Origin of the sequence: Natronosporangium hydrolyticum (assembly GCF_016925615.1) — a bacterium.
Classification (GTDB): domain Bacteria; phylum Actinomycetota; class Actinomycetes; order Mycobacteriales; family Micromonosporaceae; genus Natronosporangium; species Natronosporangium hydrolyticum.
Genome location: NZ_CP070499.1, coordinates 2,393,700 through 2,411,744, shown reverse-complemented (window position 1 = coordinate 2,411,744; position 18,045 = coordinate 2,393,700). Strand labels below are relative to the sequence as shown.

Sequence of the window (18,045 nt, the reverse complement as noted above, 5' to 3'; positions counted from 1 at the left end):
TGTAACGGTCACCTCTCCCGGGGTGCGGGTATGCTCGGCGGTCATGCCACCCCAGTCGGGCCCCCACGACGCGGTCTTCCGAAGGATCCTGGGCGAACCCGCCAACGCCGCCTCCGAGCTACGAGCCGTCCTCCCACCCGCCCTGACCGACCGACTCCACCTGGACCGGCTTGCCCGAGTCCCCGCCAGCTTCGTCGACGACGCGCTCCAGTGGCGCCACTCCGACCTGCTGTTCACCGCCCCCACACCCGGCGGCGAAGCGTTCCTCTACGTGCTGATCGAACACCAGAGCAGCACCGACCCCTTAATGCCGTTCCGGATGCTGCAATACATGGTCCGGATCTGGGACTACTACCTGCGCGAGCACCCCAACGCCACCCGGCTGCCGGCGGTTATCCCGCTGGTGGTGCATCACGACCGGCGCCGGTGGACCGGCCCCACCCAGCTGCGTGACCTGCTGCAGCTGGACCCCGACACCGCCGAAGCGGCCAGAGAGTTCCTGCCCGAGTTCCGCTTCCTGCTCGACGACCTGGCCCGCATCGACGAGCAGGCACTGCGCCGCCGACCGCTGACCCCACCGGTCCGGGTCACGCTACTGCTCTTGAAGATCGCCGCGGGTAACCCTCGGCTGGCCGAAGACCTGCAACCCTGGGTGGAGGAGTTGCGGGAGGTGTTAGCCAGACCCGGCGGGCTCGACCAGTTCACCTCCATGCTGCGATACATTGAGGTGGTGGGCGAGGCACCCGCTGAGCAACAAGTTGATCAGCCAGCTAGGTCCGCAGGCAGAGGAGGCATACATGACCACCGCGGAGATGCTCCGCGCCGAAGGCGAAGCCCGAGGCCGCGCCGCCATGCTCGTTGACCTGCTGACCGTCAAGTTCGGCCCAATCCCACCGCCCGCCACCCAGGCCATCCACGCCGCCTCCCGCGACCAGCTCCGCGACTGGGCCGCCCGCGCCCTCACCGCCGACACCATCGACCAGGTCCTACCCACGAGCTGAGCCAAAGGACCTGGGACGGCTCAGACGTCGAACAGGCTCCCCTGCTCGGCGGCGGCCTGCCTCGGCACCCGCTTGCCACCTGTCTTCTTGTCGTGAAGGCCGGCCGCCACCTCGGCGGCGTAGCGCTCGTGGTTCAGCTCCAGCAACCGATCCAAGATCTCCTGCCGCACCACCGGCCCGACCGTGTAGCGAACGCCCTGCCGGGTCTCGTGGTGCCCGTGGTCCAGCTCCAGGTCATCCCAGCCGTACGCGCGCATCACCGCCTGGTCGATGACCACGTGGATGCGCCGCAGCTCCGCGATGTCGGCGTCCTTGCAGGCCGGGTCGTGGACCAGGTTGTAGGTGGCGGTCAACCCGGCCTGCCGGGCCAGCATCACGCTGTCCCGCCGGTACGTGTCCAGCCGCTCACCCAACTCTCGCAGCTCCTGAGTCAACTCCGGCCGCGCAAACGTCTCAAACACATCCGTCGGCGTGTATCGGAGGTCGCCCTTCATGGTTGACGCGCGGCTGATCGCCCACCAGTAGTGTGGTGCACTGCTCAACAACCCCAACATCGCCAGATCATCCGTCGCGAACACGACTGTTGCGTCGCTGTAGACCTGCCCGGTGGGCACCATCGCCGGCATCACCGACTTGCTATGGCGAGCAATCGCGGCAACTCGCTCAAGCTCTCGAACTGCCTGGAGGAGGGCCGGGCGCGGATTCCAATACTTCCACCACTCCTGCACCATCCGCGGATATTTCTTCGCATCCTTCGATAAGCGATCCGGCTTCACCCGCTCCTCAATCCACTTCCATGGATCATGCCAAGTTCGAGCCTCACCTTCGTCGAGCTCCCCGAAGTTGACCACCCATCGACTCGCGGAACAGTCGTGACGCTGATTCAGATCCTCACCCCCAATGTACGGGAAGAGTACCATCCGATTGCGGTCGTCTTTCTCCAGCATCAGCCGCGCCATGTCGGGAGTCATCGCGAATCCCATACCGAGAACGATCGACCCCTGGAAAGCAACCCCTCGATTAGCTACCAACCGTTCAGCATTACCACTCACGCGGGATTCGGCTTCGAGCGACGACGTGATGCGACTAGTAAGCCTGCCGTCAATACGGCGCTGTCCACCCTCACCCAGCGGCGCATTAGTCATCCAGACTGCGCAATACTCGAGTGCCGCGGACCGCGCGGGCCAGGGTTTACTCTTCTCCGCTTGCCAAATCTCAACGCCAGCGGCAACAATTTGCTCCAGCCCTACCTCGCGGGTGTCGCCCTGCGCCAAAGTGTTGGTCGCTATCAGACCTGCCTGGCCATTGCCCCCCAAAAGGCTGTGTGCTCGAAGGACGAAGTAGGCGATGAGATCGGCGTTGACCTTCACACCTCGTCCCACCGCGCCGACGATGTACTCACGATACGCGCCACCGGCAGCCCCGCTGATCTTCTTGCCTCCGAGGAAGGGCGGGTTGCCGATGATGGCGGCGAAGCCGCCATCATCGGCAAAGACTTCGGGGAAGACCAGCGGCCAGTGCAGGGGTTGACGGGGGAAGGCTTCACCAGGGGCGTCGGTGGCGAGCCAGGTATCCGCCGCATCCCGCGCCTTCGCTTGCCCCTCCGGGGTGCCCTTGGCGGCCGACATTGCCTTCTCCGCTGCTTCGAGCGCCACCTGTTCGCGTGCCCGGGCACCTTTGCCGGCGGTGGCGAGTGCGGCGCCCACCACAAGGTCGGCGTAGAGCCGGGCCTGCTCAGTCTTCGCCTCGGCTTCGGCGAGCAGGCGACGTTTCTCGGGCAGGCTGGCAGCGTCGTCGGGCAGCGCCGCGATCGCGGCCCGCTGCGCCGCCACCTCGGCCGCGAGCGCCCGCACGTCGCCGGTGGCGTCGAAGAGGGCGTCCGGGTCCTCATGCAAGCGCCGGCCCTCGGCCGGGTCCAGGTGGAGATACTCCAACTGCTCCAGCGAGGTGATGCCGAGCAGCGAGTCGCCGACCGCCAGCCGGTCGTCGAGGAAGGTGAACGGGCGGTGCGGGTCCATCGAGACCAGCCACAGTGACAGCTTTGCCATCTCCACAGCCATCTCGTTGATGTCCACCCCGTACAGGCAGTGCTCGATGATCTCGCGGCGGGCGGCGACCAGCACTGGGTCGGCCTCGGTGTCGACCGCCGGGCGCTCGCCGTACTCATCGTTGTGATGCTTCCAGGCCGTCTCGTCCCCCGCCCTGGCGCGGGCCTCCACCAACTTGGCGGCCAGGTAGCGGCAGGCGGCGACCAGAAACGCCCCCGACCCCATCGCGATGTCGGCGACCTTCAGGGACAGGATCTCAGCCGGGGAGCGCAGCACCCAGGCGTCCTTGTCGGCGGTCTGCAGCGGGCCGGGCGAGTAGACCAGCGGCTCCAGCGCCCCCTCGACCACCTGCTCGGCCAGGAACCGTGGCGTGTAGTGGGTGCCGGTGTTCTTGCGCAGCCGCGACTCGGTGACATACAGCGAGTCCTGCAGGAAGACCATCGGCAGGCCGCGCAGGTCGGTGCGGAGGATGCCGGCGAACGGCAGCAGCCGCTCGGCCAGCGCCAGGTCGCCGTTGGTGACCGCCAGCAGCCGCCGCAGGGCTTCGGCCCGCTCGGCCTCGTCCATCGGCGCGAGCTTCTTGGTCAGCGCCTTCAGGGTGCCGATGCCCGAGTCCTTGTACGCCTCGGCGAGCCGGCCAGCCAGCGCCGCCGGGTCCGAGGCTCCGGCCGCGTGGGCCTCCAACGCGGCCAGCGGCACCTCCTCCTCTTTGCCGGCCTTGCCGATCAGCCCGACCACCGTGTCGCTGGCCCGCCGCCCTTCGAAGGAGAGCAGACCCTCGTAGACGTAGCCGATCTCCTCCACATCCAGCGCCCGGAACGACAGCCGGCGTAGCTCCCGCTTGATCTGGACGTACTGCACCGAGCGGAGCATGTGGAGGATGGTGCGGTCGTCCACCCGCACCCGCGCCAGCCAGGGGTAGACCTCCGGGTCGAAGATCGACCCGTCGTACGCGGGTAGGGTCAGCCGGGGGTGCCGCACTCCCCCGTGGACGGCGGTGAACAGGGCCAGCAGCCGCAGCCAGCCGGCGTGGCTGTGCTCCAACTGCTCCTCGCTGCCCTCCCGGGCGCGCTGCTCCAGCCGCTCAGCCAGCCGGCCGGCCGAGTATGCCTGGGCGTAGAGGTCGTTGTCGGCCGGCAGCAGCCCGCGCTCCTCGGCGAAGAGCAGGAAGACTACCCGCATCATCACCGCCACCGCGCCCCGGTAGACGTCCTGCGCCGGCAGGTCGCCGAGCCCGTCGGCGCCGGCCTGCCGGTCGCGGGTGTCCCACCGGCCGATCGCGTCAACCAGCAGCTCCACAGCTCGGCGTACCTGGGCGCCGAGCGCCTCGGTGACCTCCTCCTGGTTCTCCAGGCTCTTGCGCAGCAGCGGGATCAGCGTCTCGTCGTCGGGCACGCTGAAGAAGCGTCGCCGGCACAGCAGCGACCGGAACGCCCGGAGTAGGTCGCGGTCGGCCTGCTCCGGCCAGCTCACCGCGTCAAAGGTGACGGTGGTGGTGACCCCACCACGCGGCGCCCAGACCAGGGTCCACCAGCGACCGTCGGTGGCCAGCCCCAGCTCGACTCCGTGCACCCGGCAGAGATGCGCCAGCCGGTCGGCCGGGGTGGCGGCCCAGGTGTCGCCGGCGAGCCGGACCGTGGGTGCCGAGCCCGGCGGCAGGATCAGGCCGAGCAGCCGGCAGGCGTCCGGCTTGAGCCGCTCCCCCGGCTCCACCAGCGCGAACGACGGGGTGAGCGTCACCTCGTGCTCGGCCACGGTCGCCGCCAGCGTGGCCAGCTCGGCCGGGTCGGTCTCCACGTCCTCGCGCCAGTCGAGCAGGTTCCGCAGCACGTGCCAGATCCAGGTCAGGCTGGTGGCCTCCCCATCCGGATCCGTCCGCCAGGTGTCGTGGGCGGCCCGCAGCTTGTCCCGGGCCTCCGGCTCCAGCGCATCCAGCGTCGGCCAAACCTGCAGCAGCACCGGCAGGGTGAGGAACGGACCGGTCGGCTCCACCATCGCCAGCCAGCCGAGGTGCTGCTGCCGGCCATCGGTCGGAGGTGGCCCGGGGCGGCGGCCCCGGCGGGCGGTGGCGGTCATCGAGTGGCCTCCCGTTCCGGCACCACGCACACCACCGCGACCGGGAAGGTGTGGGGGGTGCGTTCGGCGTACCGGGCGTCGATCCGGGCGAGCTGCCGCGGCCGGTCGAGTTCGAGCTGGGTCAGCCGCTCCTCCCAGCCGCGCCGGTCGGCCCGGGCCTGAGCCAGCTCCTTCGGGTCCTTCAGCCAGGTCAACAGGTCATCCTCCGGCTCGTCGTCGAGCTTCGCGCGCAGGGTGGCGGCGAACCGGTCCAGGTTGGCGGTCAGCCGCTTGTGTTCGCTGTCGCGGCGGCGGTCCAGCTGGTTGGTCAGGCTCGCCTCCCGGTCCCGGACCCGCCAGTTCAGGGCGGCCACCAGGCCGTCGCGGGCGCGTGGCCAGGCGGTGACGAACCGGTCCTGCTGGCGGGGGCCGGCCGGGGTGCCGTGGGCCAGCGCGTGCCGCAGGATGCTATCCAGAGTGGACAGATTCTCCAGCCGGGCGAACCTTCCGTCCGGCCGCAGCCAGCCACCGGCGTAGAGCACCTCCTCGTGCAGCCGCAGACCGTCCGCGCCGACCAGCACGTACCGGGCGTACGCGGCGAGCAGCGGCCCTTCGGTGAGGTCCGGATGGTCGCTGATCACCGCGGCCGCCCGGTGCAGCCCGGTGTCGCCGCTCCACACCGCCGCCCGCAGCAGCTCAGTCGACATCGCCACCAGCGGGTGGTTGAGGTGGGCGAGCATGACATCCTGCTCGTCCCGGTCGCGCAGCACCGTCTGGTCGAAGGTGATCGGCCGCTGGACAGGGACGCCGCGCCGTTCGGTCTCCAGCCGGTCGATCAGCCCGTCGGCGGTGCGGGCCCACGAGCCGGTCAGTGGCGGCACCTCGTAGAGCCCTTCGGTGAGCTGGCGCTCGTCCAAGTGCGGTCGCAGCGGCTGTTGGCGGGCCAGGTCCAGGGCGGTGGCGACCACCCGGTGCACGGTGGCCGGGGTGACGCCGAGCCGGTCGACGGTCTCGTCGACCGCCGCCCGCAGCCGCGCGGTCTGTTCCCGGACGTTGCGCTCGGCGGCCACGCTGCCGCGCTCCCCGCGCCGCTTCGACGGGCGGGGGCGGGCGGCGGCCACATCGAAGCCGGGGTCGAGCCGGCCCAGCATCCGCTGTTGCACGGCGTCGGCGAGCACCGCGTTAACCGTGCCCAGGTCCTCCTCCATCGAGGCGACCTTCTTCGCCACTCTCGACAGAAACTCCAGATCCGCCTCGTACGAGTTGGCGGCCTGCCGCTGCCAACCTGCACCGACGAAGTGGTAGATCTGCGGGTGGTGGCGCTGGCCGTACCGGTCGATCCGGCCGATCCGCTGCTCCAGCTTGTTGGGGTTGAACGGGATGTCGTAGTTGACCAGCCGGTAGCAGTGGTTCTGCAGGTCGATGCCCTCGCTGGCGGCGTCGGTGGCGAGCAGGATCCGCACCGGATGCTCCGCCGGGTCCTTCTGGAACGCCAGCCGCAGCAGCTCCCGCTCGTCGGCGGCTATCCCACCGTAGAGCAGGGCCAGCCGCTCCTCCCCCAGGCCGTGCTGGCGCAGCAGACCCTCCAGCCACTGTTGGGTGTCGCGATACTCGGTGAAGATCACCACCCGCTCATTGGTCCACAGTTTGCCGTCCGGGCGGCAGACGCTCTCCAGGAAGGTGATCAGTTCGCGGGCTTTGGCGTCCGGGCGGCCCTCGTGGGCGCGGGCCCAGGTGTCCAGCTGCCGCAGCAGCGCGAGCTCGTCGTCCTCGGCCTCCGGGGTCAGCCGGGCTGAGGTGCCGAGCGCGCTGTCCTCGGCCTCGCCGAGCTGCTCGTCGTCGAGGGTGTCCAGCTCGTCGAGGAACTCGTCGTACCACCGGTCTTCATCGAAGCGGGGCGGCGGCGCCGCGCTGCCACCGGAAGCCCGGTCCCGCAGCGTCTGGGCATACACCCCGACGGTGTGGGCGAACGCCGCCGGCGAGGAGAAGAGCCGCTTCTTGAGCAGCAGCGTGATCAGGTCGGTGGCGCGCTGCCCCCGCTGCGCCCGCAGCTTGTCGCGGCGCACCTCGGCGAACCGGGTGAGCAGCGCGTGCACTTCCCGCTCGTCGTCGGGGTAGTCGACCGGCAACGACTCGGTCCGCCGCTCCCGGAACCGGGCGCTGCCGTCGTCGTTGACGATGCTGGTCTTGAGTCGGCGGACCACCGTCTCGGTGAGCGCCGCGTCATCAGGCGGCACCCCCCGGGCGAACCGACGCGGGTCCAGCACCTCCAGCAGTGCGGTGAAGGAGCTCGGGTAGCCGTTGTGCGGGGTGGCGGACAGGAACAGCCGGTGTTCGAAGTGCGGCGCCAGCCGGCGCATCAGCTTGGTCTGCTGGGAGTCCACCGCGTACTCCTGCTTCGGCGCGGCGGGGGCGACGTGGTGCGCCTCGTCCAGGATCAGCAGGTCGAAGACCGGCCGGCCGGCCAGGTGCTCCGGTGGCAGCACCTCGGCGAGCAGCCGCTGCGCCTTCGGTCCGCGCAGCCACGGCAGGCTGACGATGCTCAGCGGATAGCTGCGGAAGGGGTTCGCGGCCGAGCCGTGGCTGCGGCGCAGCGCCGCGCACTGCTCGCTGTCGATGATCGTGAAGTCGAGGCCGAACTTGTCGGCCATCTCGTCGCGCCACTTCGTGGTCAGCCCGGCCGGGCAGACGATCATGACGGTACGGGCGCGGTGGCGCAGCAGCAGCTCCTGCGCGACCAACCCGGCCTCGATCGTCTTACCGAGCCCGACATCGTCGGCGAGTAGCAGATTCACGTTCGGCGCCGCCACCGCCCGGGCGACCGGCTCGAGCTGGTAGCTCTCGATCGCCACCCCGGAGCGGAACGGCGCCTGGAGCATGGTGGTGTCCGCCGAGGTGACCGCCGACCAGCGCACCGCGTCGAGAAAGGCGGCGAGTCGTTGCGGCGGATCGAACCCGCCGCGCTCCAGCTCAGGCAGCGAGCCCACCGGCAGCACCCGGCGGCCGGGCTCGACCTCCCAGATCACTTCGAGGGTCTCGCCGTACCGCCCGTCCTCGACGCTCTGCAGGCTGACCACGGTGCTGGCCTGATCCGGGCCAGGATCAACGCCGCTGACCACCCACCGGTGCCCCCGGACCTCGACCAGGGCGTTGACCTCAACCTCCGTTGGCTGCTGTGCTATCGGAGCCGTCACCTGCATGGCTGCGCTTCCCACCACCCCACTGGATTACCTGACCTAGTGCTCACCGAGCGCACCCCGCTGGTCACCAGATCTTTTCATGGCGCAAATCCGGACGTGGATCCACGACCGTCCGGCGGATCACACCCAATGGTGCCAACCGCGCCACCGACCGGCCGAGGCAGGTATCGGGTAAACGTCGCGGTTCGGTCACGTCCGCGCGTAGCCACGCCACAGGTCGGCGTCGCATGTGGAAAACTCACCGTCATGCGGGCGTATGTGGGCGTTACCGATGGTGAGTGGTATCGGTATCTCGCTGAGCGGCCCACGCTGGACGAGGTCAACTTCTGGCGGCCAAGCGGGGCGCGACGATTCCGGTCACTGCACCCGGGCGAGCCGTTCTTCTTCAAGACCCACTACCCGCACAACCGGGTGGTCGGCGGCGGCTTCTACAGCGGCTTCGTCGCCCTCCCGGTCTCCGAGGCCTGGGAACTCTACGGCGAGAGTAACGGGGTGAGCAGCCTCGCCGCCCTGCGCCGACAGATCGCACAGTACCGGCGCACGCCGATCGAGCCGTGGGAAGACCCGGTGATCGGCTGCGTCCTGATCCGGGACACCCGGTTCTTCGAGCCGGACTACCCCAGCGACCCACCGCCCGACTTCGCCCCCAACCTGGTCCAGGGCAGACGGTACGACCTAGCCGAACACCCGGCGGTGGAGTACTTCTCGGGGCTGATCACCCGGCTACTCGGGGTGCGGATCGAGCTGGACTACAGCGAGCCGTGGCACCTGCCGGGGCCGACCTACGGTGACCCACGCCTGGCACCCCAGCGGCTCGGGCAACGCGCCTTCCAGGCCGTCGTGCTGGACGCCTACGCCCGGCGATGCGCCATCACGGGCAGCCGAATCCGACCGGTGTTGCAGGCCGCACACGTGCTACCGCTTCCCCGCGGTGGCCAGCACCGACTCGACAATGGCCTGCTGCTGCGGTCCGACATCCACACCCTCTACGACCGTGGCTATCTCGGGGTCGACCCGAAGCATCGGCTGCTGGTCAGCCCGCGGCTGCGGAGCGACTTCGGCAACGGGGAGCAGCTCTACCGGATCGCCGGGGAGCCGATCGCCGTACCTGAGCGGCCAGCGGACCGACCGAACCGTGAGTTCCTCGAACGCCACCTCGACGAGGTTTACCTCACCTCGTAACAGGCCTGCCGACCCCGCCCACCTGGTAGAGCCAGTAACGACGCCGCAGACTTCGCCTCACGCTACGGACCAGGGCTCCGGCAAGGTAGCGATTTGTCCTGGTTAGACGTTATTGGGTGAGGCGCTCCCGTAGCGTGGCGCCAGCAGAGAGCAGGCACGGTCCTCGAGATCATTTGGGTGTCGAATCCTCTGATCTTGAAGGAAGACCGTTCCTGCTGCCCCATCATCCCTGCTTGCCCGTCTGTCCGGTCGTCTGGGTCACCGTGACCGGCCCACCCCGCCCGAGCGAGGGCTGGTCGCGCATTTGGCCACGGTGCCTGACCCGCGCGATCGTCGCGGTGTGCGGCATCGGCTGGCCAGCCTGTTGTCGGTGGCGGTCTGCGCGGTGCTGGCCGGTGCCAGGTCGCTGGCTGCGGTCGGGGAATGGGCCGCCGACGCTCCGGCAGAGGTGCTTGCCGCGTTGGGTGTACGTGGTGATCCGTTGACCGGTCTGGTCCGGGCGCCGGATGAGTCCACGGTGCGGCGGGTGCTGGTCGGCATCGACGGCGACGCGTTGGACACCGCCGTCGGCGCCTGGCTGGACGGCCTGTCACCGGCCCCGGCACCGCCTGCGGTCGAGCCGCCGACCCCACGCGACCCATGGCCAGCCGTGGCCGTCGACGGCAAAACCTTGCGCGGCAGCGGTGAGAAGTCCACTCCGGCGGTGCATCTGCTGGCGGCGATGCGCCACGACACGACCGCAGTGCTCGGCCAGGTCGCCGTAGCCGGCAAGAGCAACGAGATCACCGCGTTCGCGCCGTTGCTGACCGGTCTGGAGCTGGCCAGGACGGTGGTCACCGCCGACGCGCTGCACGGCCAGCGTGAGCACGCCCAGTTCCTGGTCACCGTCAAACACGCCGCCTACGTGCTCATCATCAAGCCGAACCAGCCACACCTGTATCGGCAGCTGGGGGCCCTGCCCTGGGGTGCGGTACCGGTCGGCGACCACACCCGCGGCCGTGGCCACGGCCGCGACGAGATCCGCCGCCTCCAGGTGCTCACCACACCCGGCCTGCTGTTCCCCCACGCGACGCAGGCGCTGCGGATCACCCGACGCACCAAACCCATCGGCGCCCGCCGCTGGCGCACAATCACCATGTACGCCGTCACGAACCTGTCGGCCTACCAAGCCAGCCCTGCCCACCTGGCCGACTACATCCGCGGCCACTGGCGCATCGAGGCCCTGCACCACATCCGAGACGTCACCTACGGCGAGGACGCCTCCCAAGTCCGCACCGGCACCGCACCCAGAGCCATGGCCGGGCTACGCAACCTCGCCATCGGCATCCTGAAACACCACGGCACCGCCAACATCGCCGAAGCCTTACGCCGCAACGCCCGCGACGCTCACCGGCCTCTCAAGCTCCTCGGTATCAGCATGCCGTGAAACCGACATTCCGACACTTCGCCGGAGCCCTGATCCAAGGGTTGCCGGTGACGGCTCGGGTGAGGGCGTCGAGCATGTTGATGGCGTGTCGGGTGGCGGTGGCGGTGTAGCTGCGGATCGCGGCGAAGTGTTCGGCTCCGGTGAGGGTGCGCATGCCGCCGGAGACCTTGCCGCGGAGTTTCGGCATGCGGATGGTCTGCTCGGCGGCGTTGTTGTCGAACGGCACGGCAGGGTCGGTGATGAACCTCAGGTAGTCGGCGCGTCGGTCCCGTAGTCGCACGAACAGGGCGTGGTGCTTGCGTTGCAGCTTGTCCCCTCGGGTGGCGGTGGCCGTGGCGCCGAGCACGACGGCCGAGCGCAGCAGGTGGGCCTGTGCGGCCAGGTCGGCCGGTTGGGGTTCACCGCCGCTGGCGCGGGCGTGGCTGACCAGGTGGTGAAGTTGACGTAGGGCGCCGATGGCCTGGCCGGCGAGGTCGGCGACCTGCCCGGTGGCGGTGTCGACCACGTAGACCAGTTCCCGCAGGACGTGGGCGTTGCACAGGGCGTGGACCGCGTCGGTGTAGGTGTCGTACGGCGCCCACGCGTCATGCACCGCGACGCCGGTGAAGCGGGGCAGTACGCCGGCGTCGTCCATCGCGGCGGTGCCGCGTCGACGGTGCACGGTGAGGAGCACGTCGGTGGGTGTGGAGGCCGAGTGCAGCCAGGCGAGGCGACCATCGACGCGCATGCCGGTCTCGTCGAAGTGCGCGACCGGCGCGTGTCGGACGCGGTCACGGATCACCGGTAGCACCTTGTCGATGACACCGAGGGCGGCGCGGGTGACCCAGGCGGTGACCGTGGCCGACGCGACGGACAGCCCGAACAGGTCACGCAGCGCGTCGGCGGTCCGGCCGATGGACAGGAACTGCCCGTGCAGCAGGTAGACGCCGATCGCGGCGATCCGAGGTCCGTAGACCGCGGGCGCGGTAACCCCGGCCGGTGTCGCAGCGGTGGTCTGCTGCCCGCACTCGCAGGCGACGGTGACGACCTGGTGCTCGGTCACCACCACCTGGGGCTGCGGGATGTCGAACACCTGCCGGCGGGTGACCGCGACCTCGGCCGCGCCGGTCAGGCCGCCACCGCAGCCGCCACAGGCGTCCGGCACATGCCGGAGGGTCACGTCCGGGTCAGCCACCTGGGACAGGGTGGTGCCCTCGCCCCCGGCCGGGCGACCCGGCCGGCGACCCGAACGACCCCGCAGCGACTTCGGCGCCGGCTTGGCCAGCCCGTCACTCGACGGCGGTTTCGACGAGTTGCCAGACGACTGCTTCAACCGGGCCTCGAGCTCAGCGATCCGCGTCAGCGCCTGCTCCAGCCGTGCGGCCAGCCCGGCGTTCAACGCCACCAACTCGTCATACGACGGCGGCGGATCGGCGGGCACGGCTGATCAACCTACCAGCATCCACAGCAGACAGCCTCACCGGGACCGAGCACCTATCCAGTTACATTCATGCTTACCGCTTTCCGATTTATCAACGGAGAGCATCGAACATGTAATGCAAGACAGACCCACCGCTACTGTCCGTATCCACGGGAGTTGCAGTATCGCAGCGTCCTGAAAGACTACTTACGATAAAGGAACTTAGCTAACGGATCGGGGCCAGCAAGATCAGCCATGTCAACTACGGCTATCGCCTCGCTCCGATACCGCTCCAGATCCTCGAACCATGTTGGGTAATCGCCTCGACGGCTAAAAAATCTAATAGTGACTCCCTGCAGGAAAAAATCCTCGTCTTTCTCGTCCACCGATATGCCGACTGTCGCAGTCAAGCGATCTGCGTCCGGAAGAGCAGCGGCATATTCCAGCATACGGGTGGCAAAGGAGAAACCTCGCACCGCCGCTCTATTCAGGTACGTCGCCTGGTCCGCTGCGAGGTCGGCCAGAGAACCATAGACATCGTTCACCTCATACTCGTATGCCCCTACCTCTGAGGCATCGATGCTGGTGCGCCATCCGCGTCCCCACAAGGATTTCAGCAGGATCGCGCCGCAAGGGCCGAGCACCCATCCAGCCCTTGCGACTTGATCCAGATCAGGTGGCAGTTCGTGGCTTAGCTTCGCGGGTCCACGCATGAGAACATTGGTCATACGAGAGTTCATCTTCACGGCGGCGTAATTCCCAAGTATCGATAGGCTTTGTTGATCGCGCTTTGCGGAACCTGATTTGCAATTCTTGGGGCCAGGACCTCTCCGCTTTCTGAGATCCACTGACCCGTACTCTGATGATAGTAGTACTTGCCCGACCCACCCCGCCCCATGGGCTGTAGGTGGATATTTGCTCCCCGCTGTCCCGGGTTCTGATTCTCGACGTCGATTCGGAAGCGCCCATTCCTGTCCGTATAGACCGTCTTGCTGTTAATTACCGGAGCATTTGGGCTACTAGTAAGGCGAGCCACCTCAGGACATGTGTTGTGGACGAGGACTGGGGTGTTGCCGGCGAGTACGTAGTAGGTGTGGAGGTCGGCGACGGTCAGGTTGTGGGCGTGGTCTGTGGTGGCGGTGCTGTCCAGCTCTGTGACGTTGACCGGCCGGCCGTCGGGGGTGAGGAGTTGGTCGCCGGGTTGGAGGGTGTCGGCGCGGTCCCAGCGTTGCTCGGTGTGGTTCCAGAACGGGTGGTTGGCGGTGGTGGTGATGGTGCCGGCTTCGGTGTGCAGGTCCCACAGCGTGTCGATGTGGGCCCAGGTGTGGGTGATCTGTCGCGATCCGGTCGCCCCGGTGACCGGGTCGGTGGCTAGGACCTGGTCGCCGATCTCCAGCTCGGCGATCGGGGTGGTGTTCCCGTCGGCGAGCAGCACGAGGGTGTCGCTGGCGAAGCTGCAGGCTCGGCCGGCTGGTGGTCGGCCGCCGCCGGCCGGTGGGCGGATGTGGGTGGGTGAGGGGCGGGCGCCGGGCAGGCGGGTGGCCAGGCTGGGGGTGCGGCCGGCGAGGGTGGGTGCGGTGCGGCCGAGGCTGCCGGCCAGTGGGGCGCCGAGACCCGGCAACGGGACCGCCATGGAGGCGCCGCAGGTGGTGACGTAGGTCCAGAACGCGTCCCAGGAGCGACGGTTGAGGTGGTCGAGTTCAATCCGGTTGGCCTCGTTGAACGGGTCACCGGCCTCGGGGTCCATGATGGAGGCGAAGTTGTCGAGGATGTCCTGGACTTCGCCGAGTGCCCAGGCTCCGGTGGCCAGGCATGCCCCGATGCCGGCGGCGGCCTGGAGCCCGTGCGGGTCGGTGTGGTTGATCGGGTCGTTGAAGACGTAGGCGTAGAGGTTGGTGTCCCCGGCGGCGAACCCGAGCGGGTCTTCGGAGATGAACCGGCCCAGCTGGGGGTGGTAGTAGCGGTGGCGCAGGTAGTAGAGGCCGGTGGGGTCGAGTTCGCGGCCGGTGTAGCCGAACGGGTTCGCCTCGGGTGTGCCGGTGACGGTGGTGGCGCCGTACGGGTCGTAGTGGTATTGGGTGGTGAGGTTGCCGTCGGGGCCGACCAGCCCGAGCACGCTGCCCTGCACATCGGTCAGGTAGGTGTGGGTAATGCCGTCTACGGTGCGGGCGAAAAGTTCGTCGAGCCCGGGTCCGGTGAGGTAGGTCGCGGTCGACCCGTCCGGCAGTAGCTGCTGGGCGACGTTGTCGCCGTCGTGGACGTACCGGGTGGTGTCGCCGTCGGCGGTGACGGCGACCCGCCGGCCGAACGGGTCGTAGTCGAAGGTCGCCGAGGTTGGCCCGTCGACGGCGACCAGTTGGCCACGGGCGTTCCAGGTGTAGGTGTGGGTGCCGTCGGTGAGCAGGTTGCCAGCTGGGTCGTAGCGCAGCGAGGTGCCCTGGTGATGGGTGAGCCGGTTGCCAGGGTCGTGCCGGGTGTCTGTGTGGGCCGGGGGCAGGGTGACGCCAGCGAGTGTGCCGGAGGCGCCGGCTCGGCGACCCAGCTGGTCGTAGTCGTACCGCAGGTCGCCGAGTTGGCCGCCGTGGGTGTTGTGGTAGCTGATCTCGGCCAGCAGCCCTCGCCCGTCGTAGTCGTAGTCGGCGGTCACGCCGCCGGGCAGCGCAGCCGTCACCACCCGGCCGGTGTCGTCGTAGCTAACGGTCGTCATCGCTTGGTCGTGCCCGACCGCAACCAGCCGTCCCGCATCGTCGTAGCGGTAGCCGATCTCGGTGCCGTCGGGCAGCACCGTGGCCACCAACTGGCCATCCGGGTCGTACCGGTAGGCCACCTCGCCCTCGACAGTGGTCTCGGAGGTGAGCCGGCCGAGCGGGTCGTAGCCGAACTCGATGGTGCCGTACTCCGAGTCTTCGACCGCCAGCAGCCGGTCGGCCGCGTCGTACCGGTACTCGACCGTGGACTCGGCGGCACCCTCGTCGTCGACCCCGTAGGCGACCGCGACCAGCCGACCCAACCCGTCGTAATCGAACTCGGTGCGTACCCCCCGCCGGTCCACATGCGCCGTCAGGTGGCCCAGGTCGTCGTAGGTGTAGCGGTCGCCGGCCCCGGCCGGGTCGGTGCGGGCCAGCACCCGATCGGCCGCATCATAGGTGTACGAGGTGGTGTCGCCGCCCGGGTCGGTCAACTCAACCAGGTTGCCGCGCCCGTCGTAGCCGAAGCGGGTCTGCCCACCGGCCGGGTCGCTCACCGAAATCAGCCGGTCGGCCGCGTCGTAGCCGAAACGTTGGGTGTGCCCGGTCGGGTCGGTGACCGCCGCCAGCCGGCCACCGGCGTCGTAGAACTCCTGATACGAGTTGCCTGCCGGGTCGGTGATGGTGACCCGGTGGGCCAGCTCATAGTCGATGCGGGTGACCGCGCCGGCCGGGTCGGTCACCGAGGTCAGCCGCCCTTGCTGGTCGTAGCCGTAGCCGACACGCGAACCGTCCGGGGCAATCTCGGCGGTCAGGTTGCCGGCCTGGTCGTACTCGAACCCCCACCGGTGCCCTGCCCCGGTGGTCACCGACGCGACCTCGTGCCACACCGGTTCGTGGGTGAAGCCGGTGGCCCACGCCGCCTCGGTGTCGACCGCCTCGGTCACCGAGGTCAGGTTGCCACCCGGGTCATAGCCGTACCGGGTGCGCACCCCGTCCGGGTCGACCAGCTCGGTCACATACCCCGTCTGCGGGTCGCGGGTCACGGTCAGCGTATGGGTGTGCCCACCCACGTCGAAGCTGTCGCTGACCCAGTGGCCCCGGTCAAACTCGACCCGGCGCACGCTGCCGCCCGGGTCCACCACCTCGGCCGCGACCACCGCCGTCACCGTGGCCTGATCGTCACCGACCTCGATGGTCTGCTCACCCTCAACATAGTCGAAAGTGAACTCGGACCCGTCAGCCAGCTCCTGCCGCGACACCCGCCCACCGTCGTCGTAGTCGACACCGACCAGCAGGTCGCCAGCCTCGTCAGTGATCGCGGTGATCCGCCGCCGCTCGCCATACTCGTAGCCCAGCCCACTGCCGTCGGGCAGACTCACATGGGCCAACATGCCATCCGCGTCGTAGTCGTAGCCCACCTGGCGCCCCAGGTGGTCCCGCGCCTCGACCACCCGCTGCTCGTCGTCATACTCCAACGTGAACGACCGCCCCGACGGCGAATGCACCGAGAGCACCTCACCGTTGCGGCCGGTCTGGCTACGCTCCCGGTGGATCCGCACCTGGTTGCCGCGCCGGTCGACCACCGCCCACAGCCGGGCCCGCCGATCATCATCGGCGAAGACCAACCGCACCCCGTCCACAGTGGTCAGATCCCAGCCGTGCCCGTTCCACCGGATCGACGCACCCGCCAGCGGGCTACCCGCACCGACCGCCTCGAACACCGCACCGGCCGCGTCCGCCCCGTCGGTGACCCGCGCGAACGGCACCTCCACCCCGCCCGGCACCGCCAGATCGGCGTACTGCAACGCCGAGGAGAGCACCAGCTCGGCCGCGAAGTCGAGCTGCCCACCGATCCCGAACGGGCCGCGGTCCTGCGGCAGCGCCGCACCCACCGGATACGGCCGCCTGGTCAACGGCACCTCGACCACATCCCACAGCAACAGATCGGTGTGCGCCACCCGCAACGCCCCCGTGCCCAACGCCACCGGCGCCATCGCCGACCCGTCCAGCATCTCCTCCGCCGGCGCTGACGGCGCTGCCGTTGACGCCGCAGCCTCGGCCGGCGGCCCGGCAGCCCCGGCATCAACCAAGGTCACGCTCACCGCAGCATCCGGTGCCCGTTGGGCCGGTGTCACCAAAAGCGTGTAGGTCCCATCGGCCGGCAGCCGCACCGCACCGGCCGGATCGCCGCCACACCAACCATCCCGCCCGGACCGACCCACCACCTCCACCCCACCCGGACCGCTCAAACCGAACCGCAACCGCTCACACACCGACCCGCCACCACCGTCGGCGGACACCGTCACCGACTGCCCCGCCATCCCGTCAAAGGCCACCAACCCGACCGCGTCGTCCGCGGCCAGCGCCACCTCGGCCGGCTCACCGAACCCGGTACGCACGCTCGCGGCGACCCGGTCGGGCTCCACCTCCGCCCACGGGACCACGAACAACTCGTCCCCGCCGTGGCCGGTACCGTACGGCGTCGCCACCGACACCGCCCCGGTAGCCGCCACCGGCGGCACCCGCACCCGCAGCTCACCGGCCGCCGCCGACACCACCTCGGCATAGCTGGCCTCGCCCACCATCACCAGGTCGGTACGCGGGTCGCCGGTGAAGTGCGCCCCGGTCACCGTCACTACATCACCCGGCCGGGCAACCACCGGCGCCACCTGCGACACCACCGGCGCCGGGCCGGTCTGTCCTGCGGTGCGCCAGGCCGCACCCGGCGGGTCGACATCCCGGTCGATCTCGGTCAGGTTCCCCGCCGGGTCGTGGCGGTAGTAGGCCGACTCCCCGGCCCACGGGTCACTCACCACCTGCAGCCGACCCGCGGCGTCGTACCGATACACCACATCGGGCGGCTCAACCAACAGCGACTGTGGAGCTGCCGCCGCCAACGACAGCAGCAACACCACCGAAAGAAAACCCCCGACCCACCGCCGCACCCCACCCGGCATCGGCCACCTCCACTCACCCGCGGCGACCACCGTACCTAGTGGTGTCGATTCGAGCGAGGCCGCTGGGCCGGATCTACCCCAGTTCGT

Annotated in this window: 9 protein-coding genes; 4 read left to right on the top strand and 5 right to left on the bottom strand. The window is 69.3% G+C overall.

The genetic code is table 11. The features are described from left to right. Nucleotides 1–43: 43 nt before the first annotated feature. Nucleotides 44–862 carry an Rpn family recombination-promoting nuclease/putative transposase gene (locus tag JQS43_RS10680; protein ID WP_239678917.1) on the top strand — a complete coding sequence of 273 codons (819 nt, stop codon included), beginning with the start codon at nucleotides 44–46 and terminating at the stop codon, nucleotides 860–862. Then, nucleotides 798–1,001, top strand: coding sequence for a hypothetical protein (locus JQS43_RS10675; protein WP_239678916.1), 204 nt, complete (start codon nucleotides 798–800; stop codon nucleotides 999–1,001). The genes JQS43_RS10680 and JQS43_RS10675 overlap by 65 nt, the downstream gene beginning before the upstream one ends. 20 nt (nucleotides 1,002–1,021) lie before the next feature. On the opposite strand, the gene JQS43_RS10670 is transcribed toward JQS43_RS10675, so the two are convergent. Both JQS43_RS10670 and drmD read right to left on the bottom strand, forming a co-directional pair. Then, nucleotides 1,022–5,125, bottom strand: a complete 4,104-nt coding sequence (locus JQS43_RS10670) for an Eco57I restriction-modification methylase domain-containing protein (protein ID WP_239678915.1) — start codon at nucleotides 5,123–5,125, stop codon at nucleotides 1,022–1,024. Continuing rightward, nucleotides 5,122–8,319 (bottom strand): DISARM system SNF2-like helicase DrmD, encoded by a 3,198-nt coding sequence (drmD, locus tag JQS43_RS10665; protein ID WP_239678914.1) that lies wholly within the window; start codon nucleotides 8,317–8,319, stop codon nucleotides 5,122–5,124. Before drmD ends, JQS43_RS10670 begins: the two co-directional genes overlap by 4 nt. A gap of 231 nt (nucleotides 8,320–8,550) precedes the next feature. On the opposite strand from drmD, the gene JQS43_RS10660 reads away from it, so the two are divergent. Next, nucleotides 8,551–9,486: an HNH endonuclease gene (locus JQS43_RS10660; RefSeq protein WP_239678913.1), complete on the top strand. Its 936-nt coding sequence runs from the start codon at nucleotides 8,551–8,553 to the stop codon at nucleotides 9,484–9,486. A 304-nt stretch (nucleotides 9,487–9,790) separates the two neighbouring features. After that, nucleotides 9,791–10,912, top strand: a complete 1,122-nt coding sequence (locus JQS43_RS10655) for an ISAs1 family transposase (protein ID WP_275581063.1) — start codon at nucleotides 9,791–9,793, stop codon at nucleotides 10,910–10,912. Here JQS43_RS10655 and tnpC read toward each other — a convergent pair. From tnpC to JQS43_RS10640, 3 genes are all read right to left on the bottom strand, one after another. Further along, nucleotides 10,899–12,332, bottom strand: coding sequence for an IS66 family transposase (tnpC, locus tag JQS43_RS10650; protein WP_239678911.1), 1,434 nt, complete (start codon nucleotides 12,330–12,332; stop codon nucleotides 10,899–10,901). The two genes, JQS43_RS10655 and tnpC, sit on opposite strands and share 14 nt — an antisense overlap. 182 nt (nucleotides 12,333–12,514) lie before the next feature. Further along, nucleotides 12,515–13,039, bottom strand: coding sequence for a hypothetical protein (locus tag JQS43_RS10645; protein WP_239678910.1), 525 nt, complete (start codon nucleotides 13,037–13,039; stop codon nucleotides 12,515–12,517). A gap of 14 nt (nucleotides 13,040–13,053) precedes the next feature. After that, on the bottom strand, nucleotides 13,054–17,958 hold the full coding sequence (locus JQS43_RS10640) for an RHS repeat-associated core domain-containing protein (RefSeq protein WP_239678909.1): 4,905 nt from the start codon (nucleotides 17,956–17,958) through the stop codon (nucleotides 13,054–13,056). Nucleotides 17,959–18,045 lie beyond the last annotated feature (87 nt).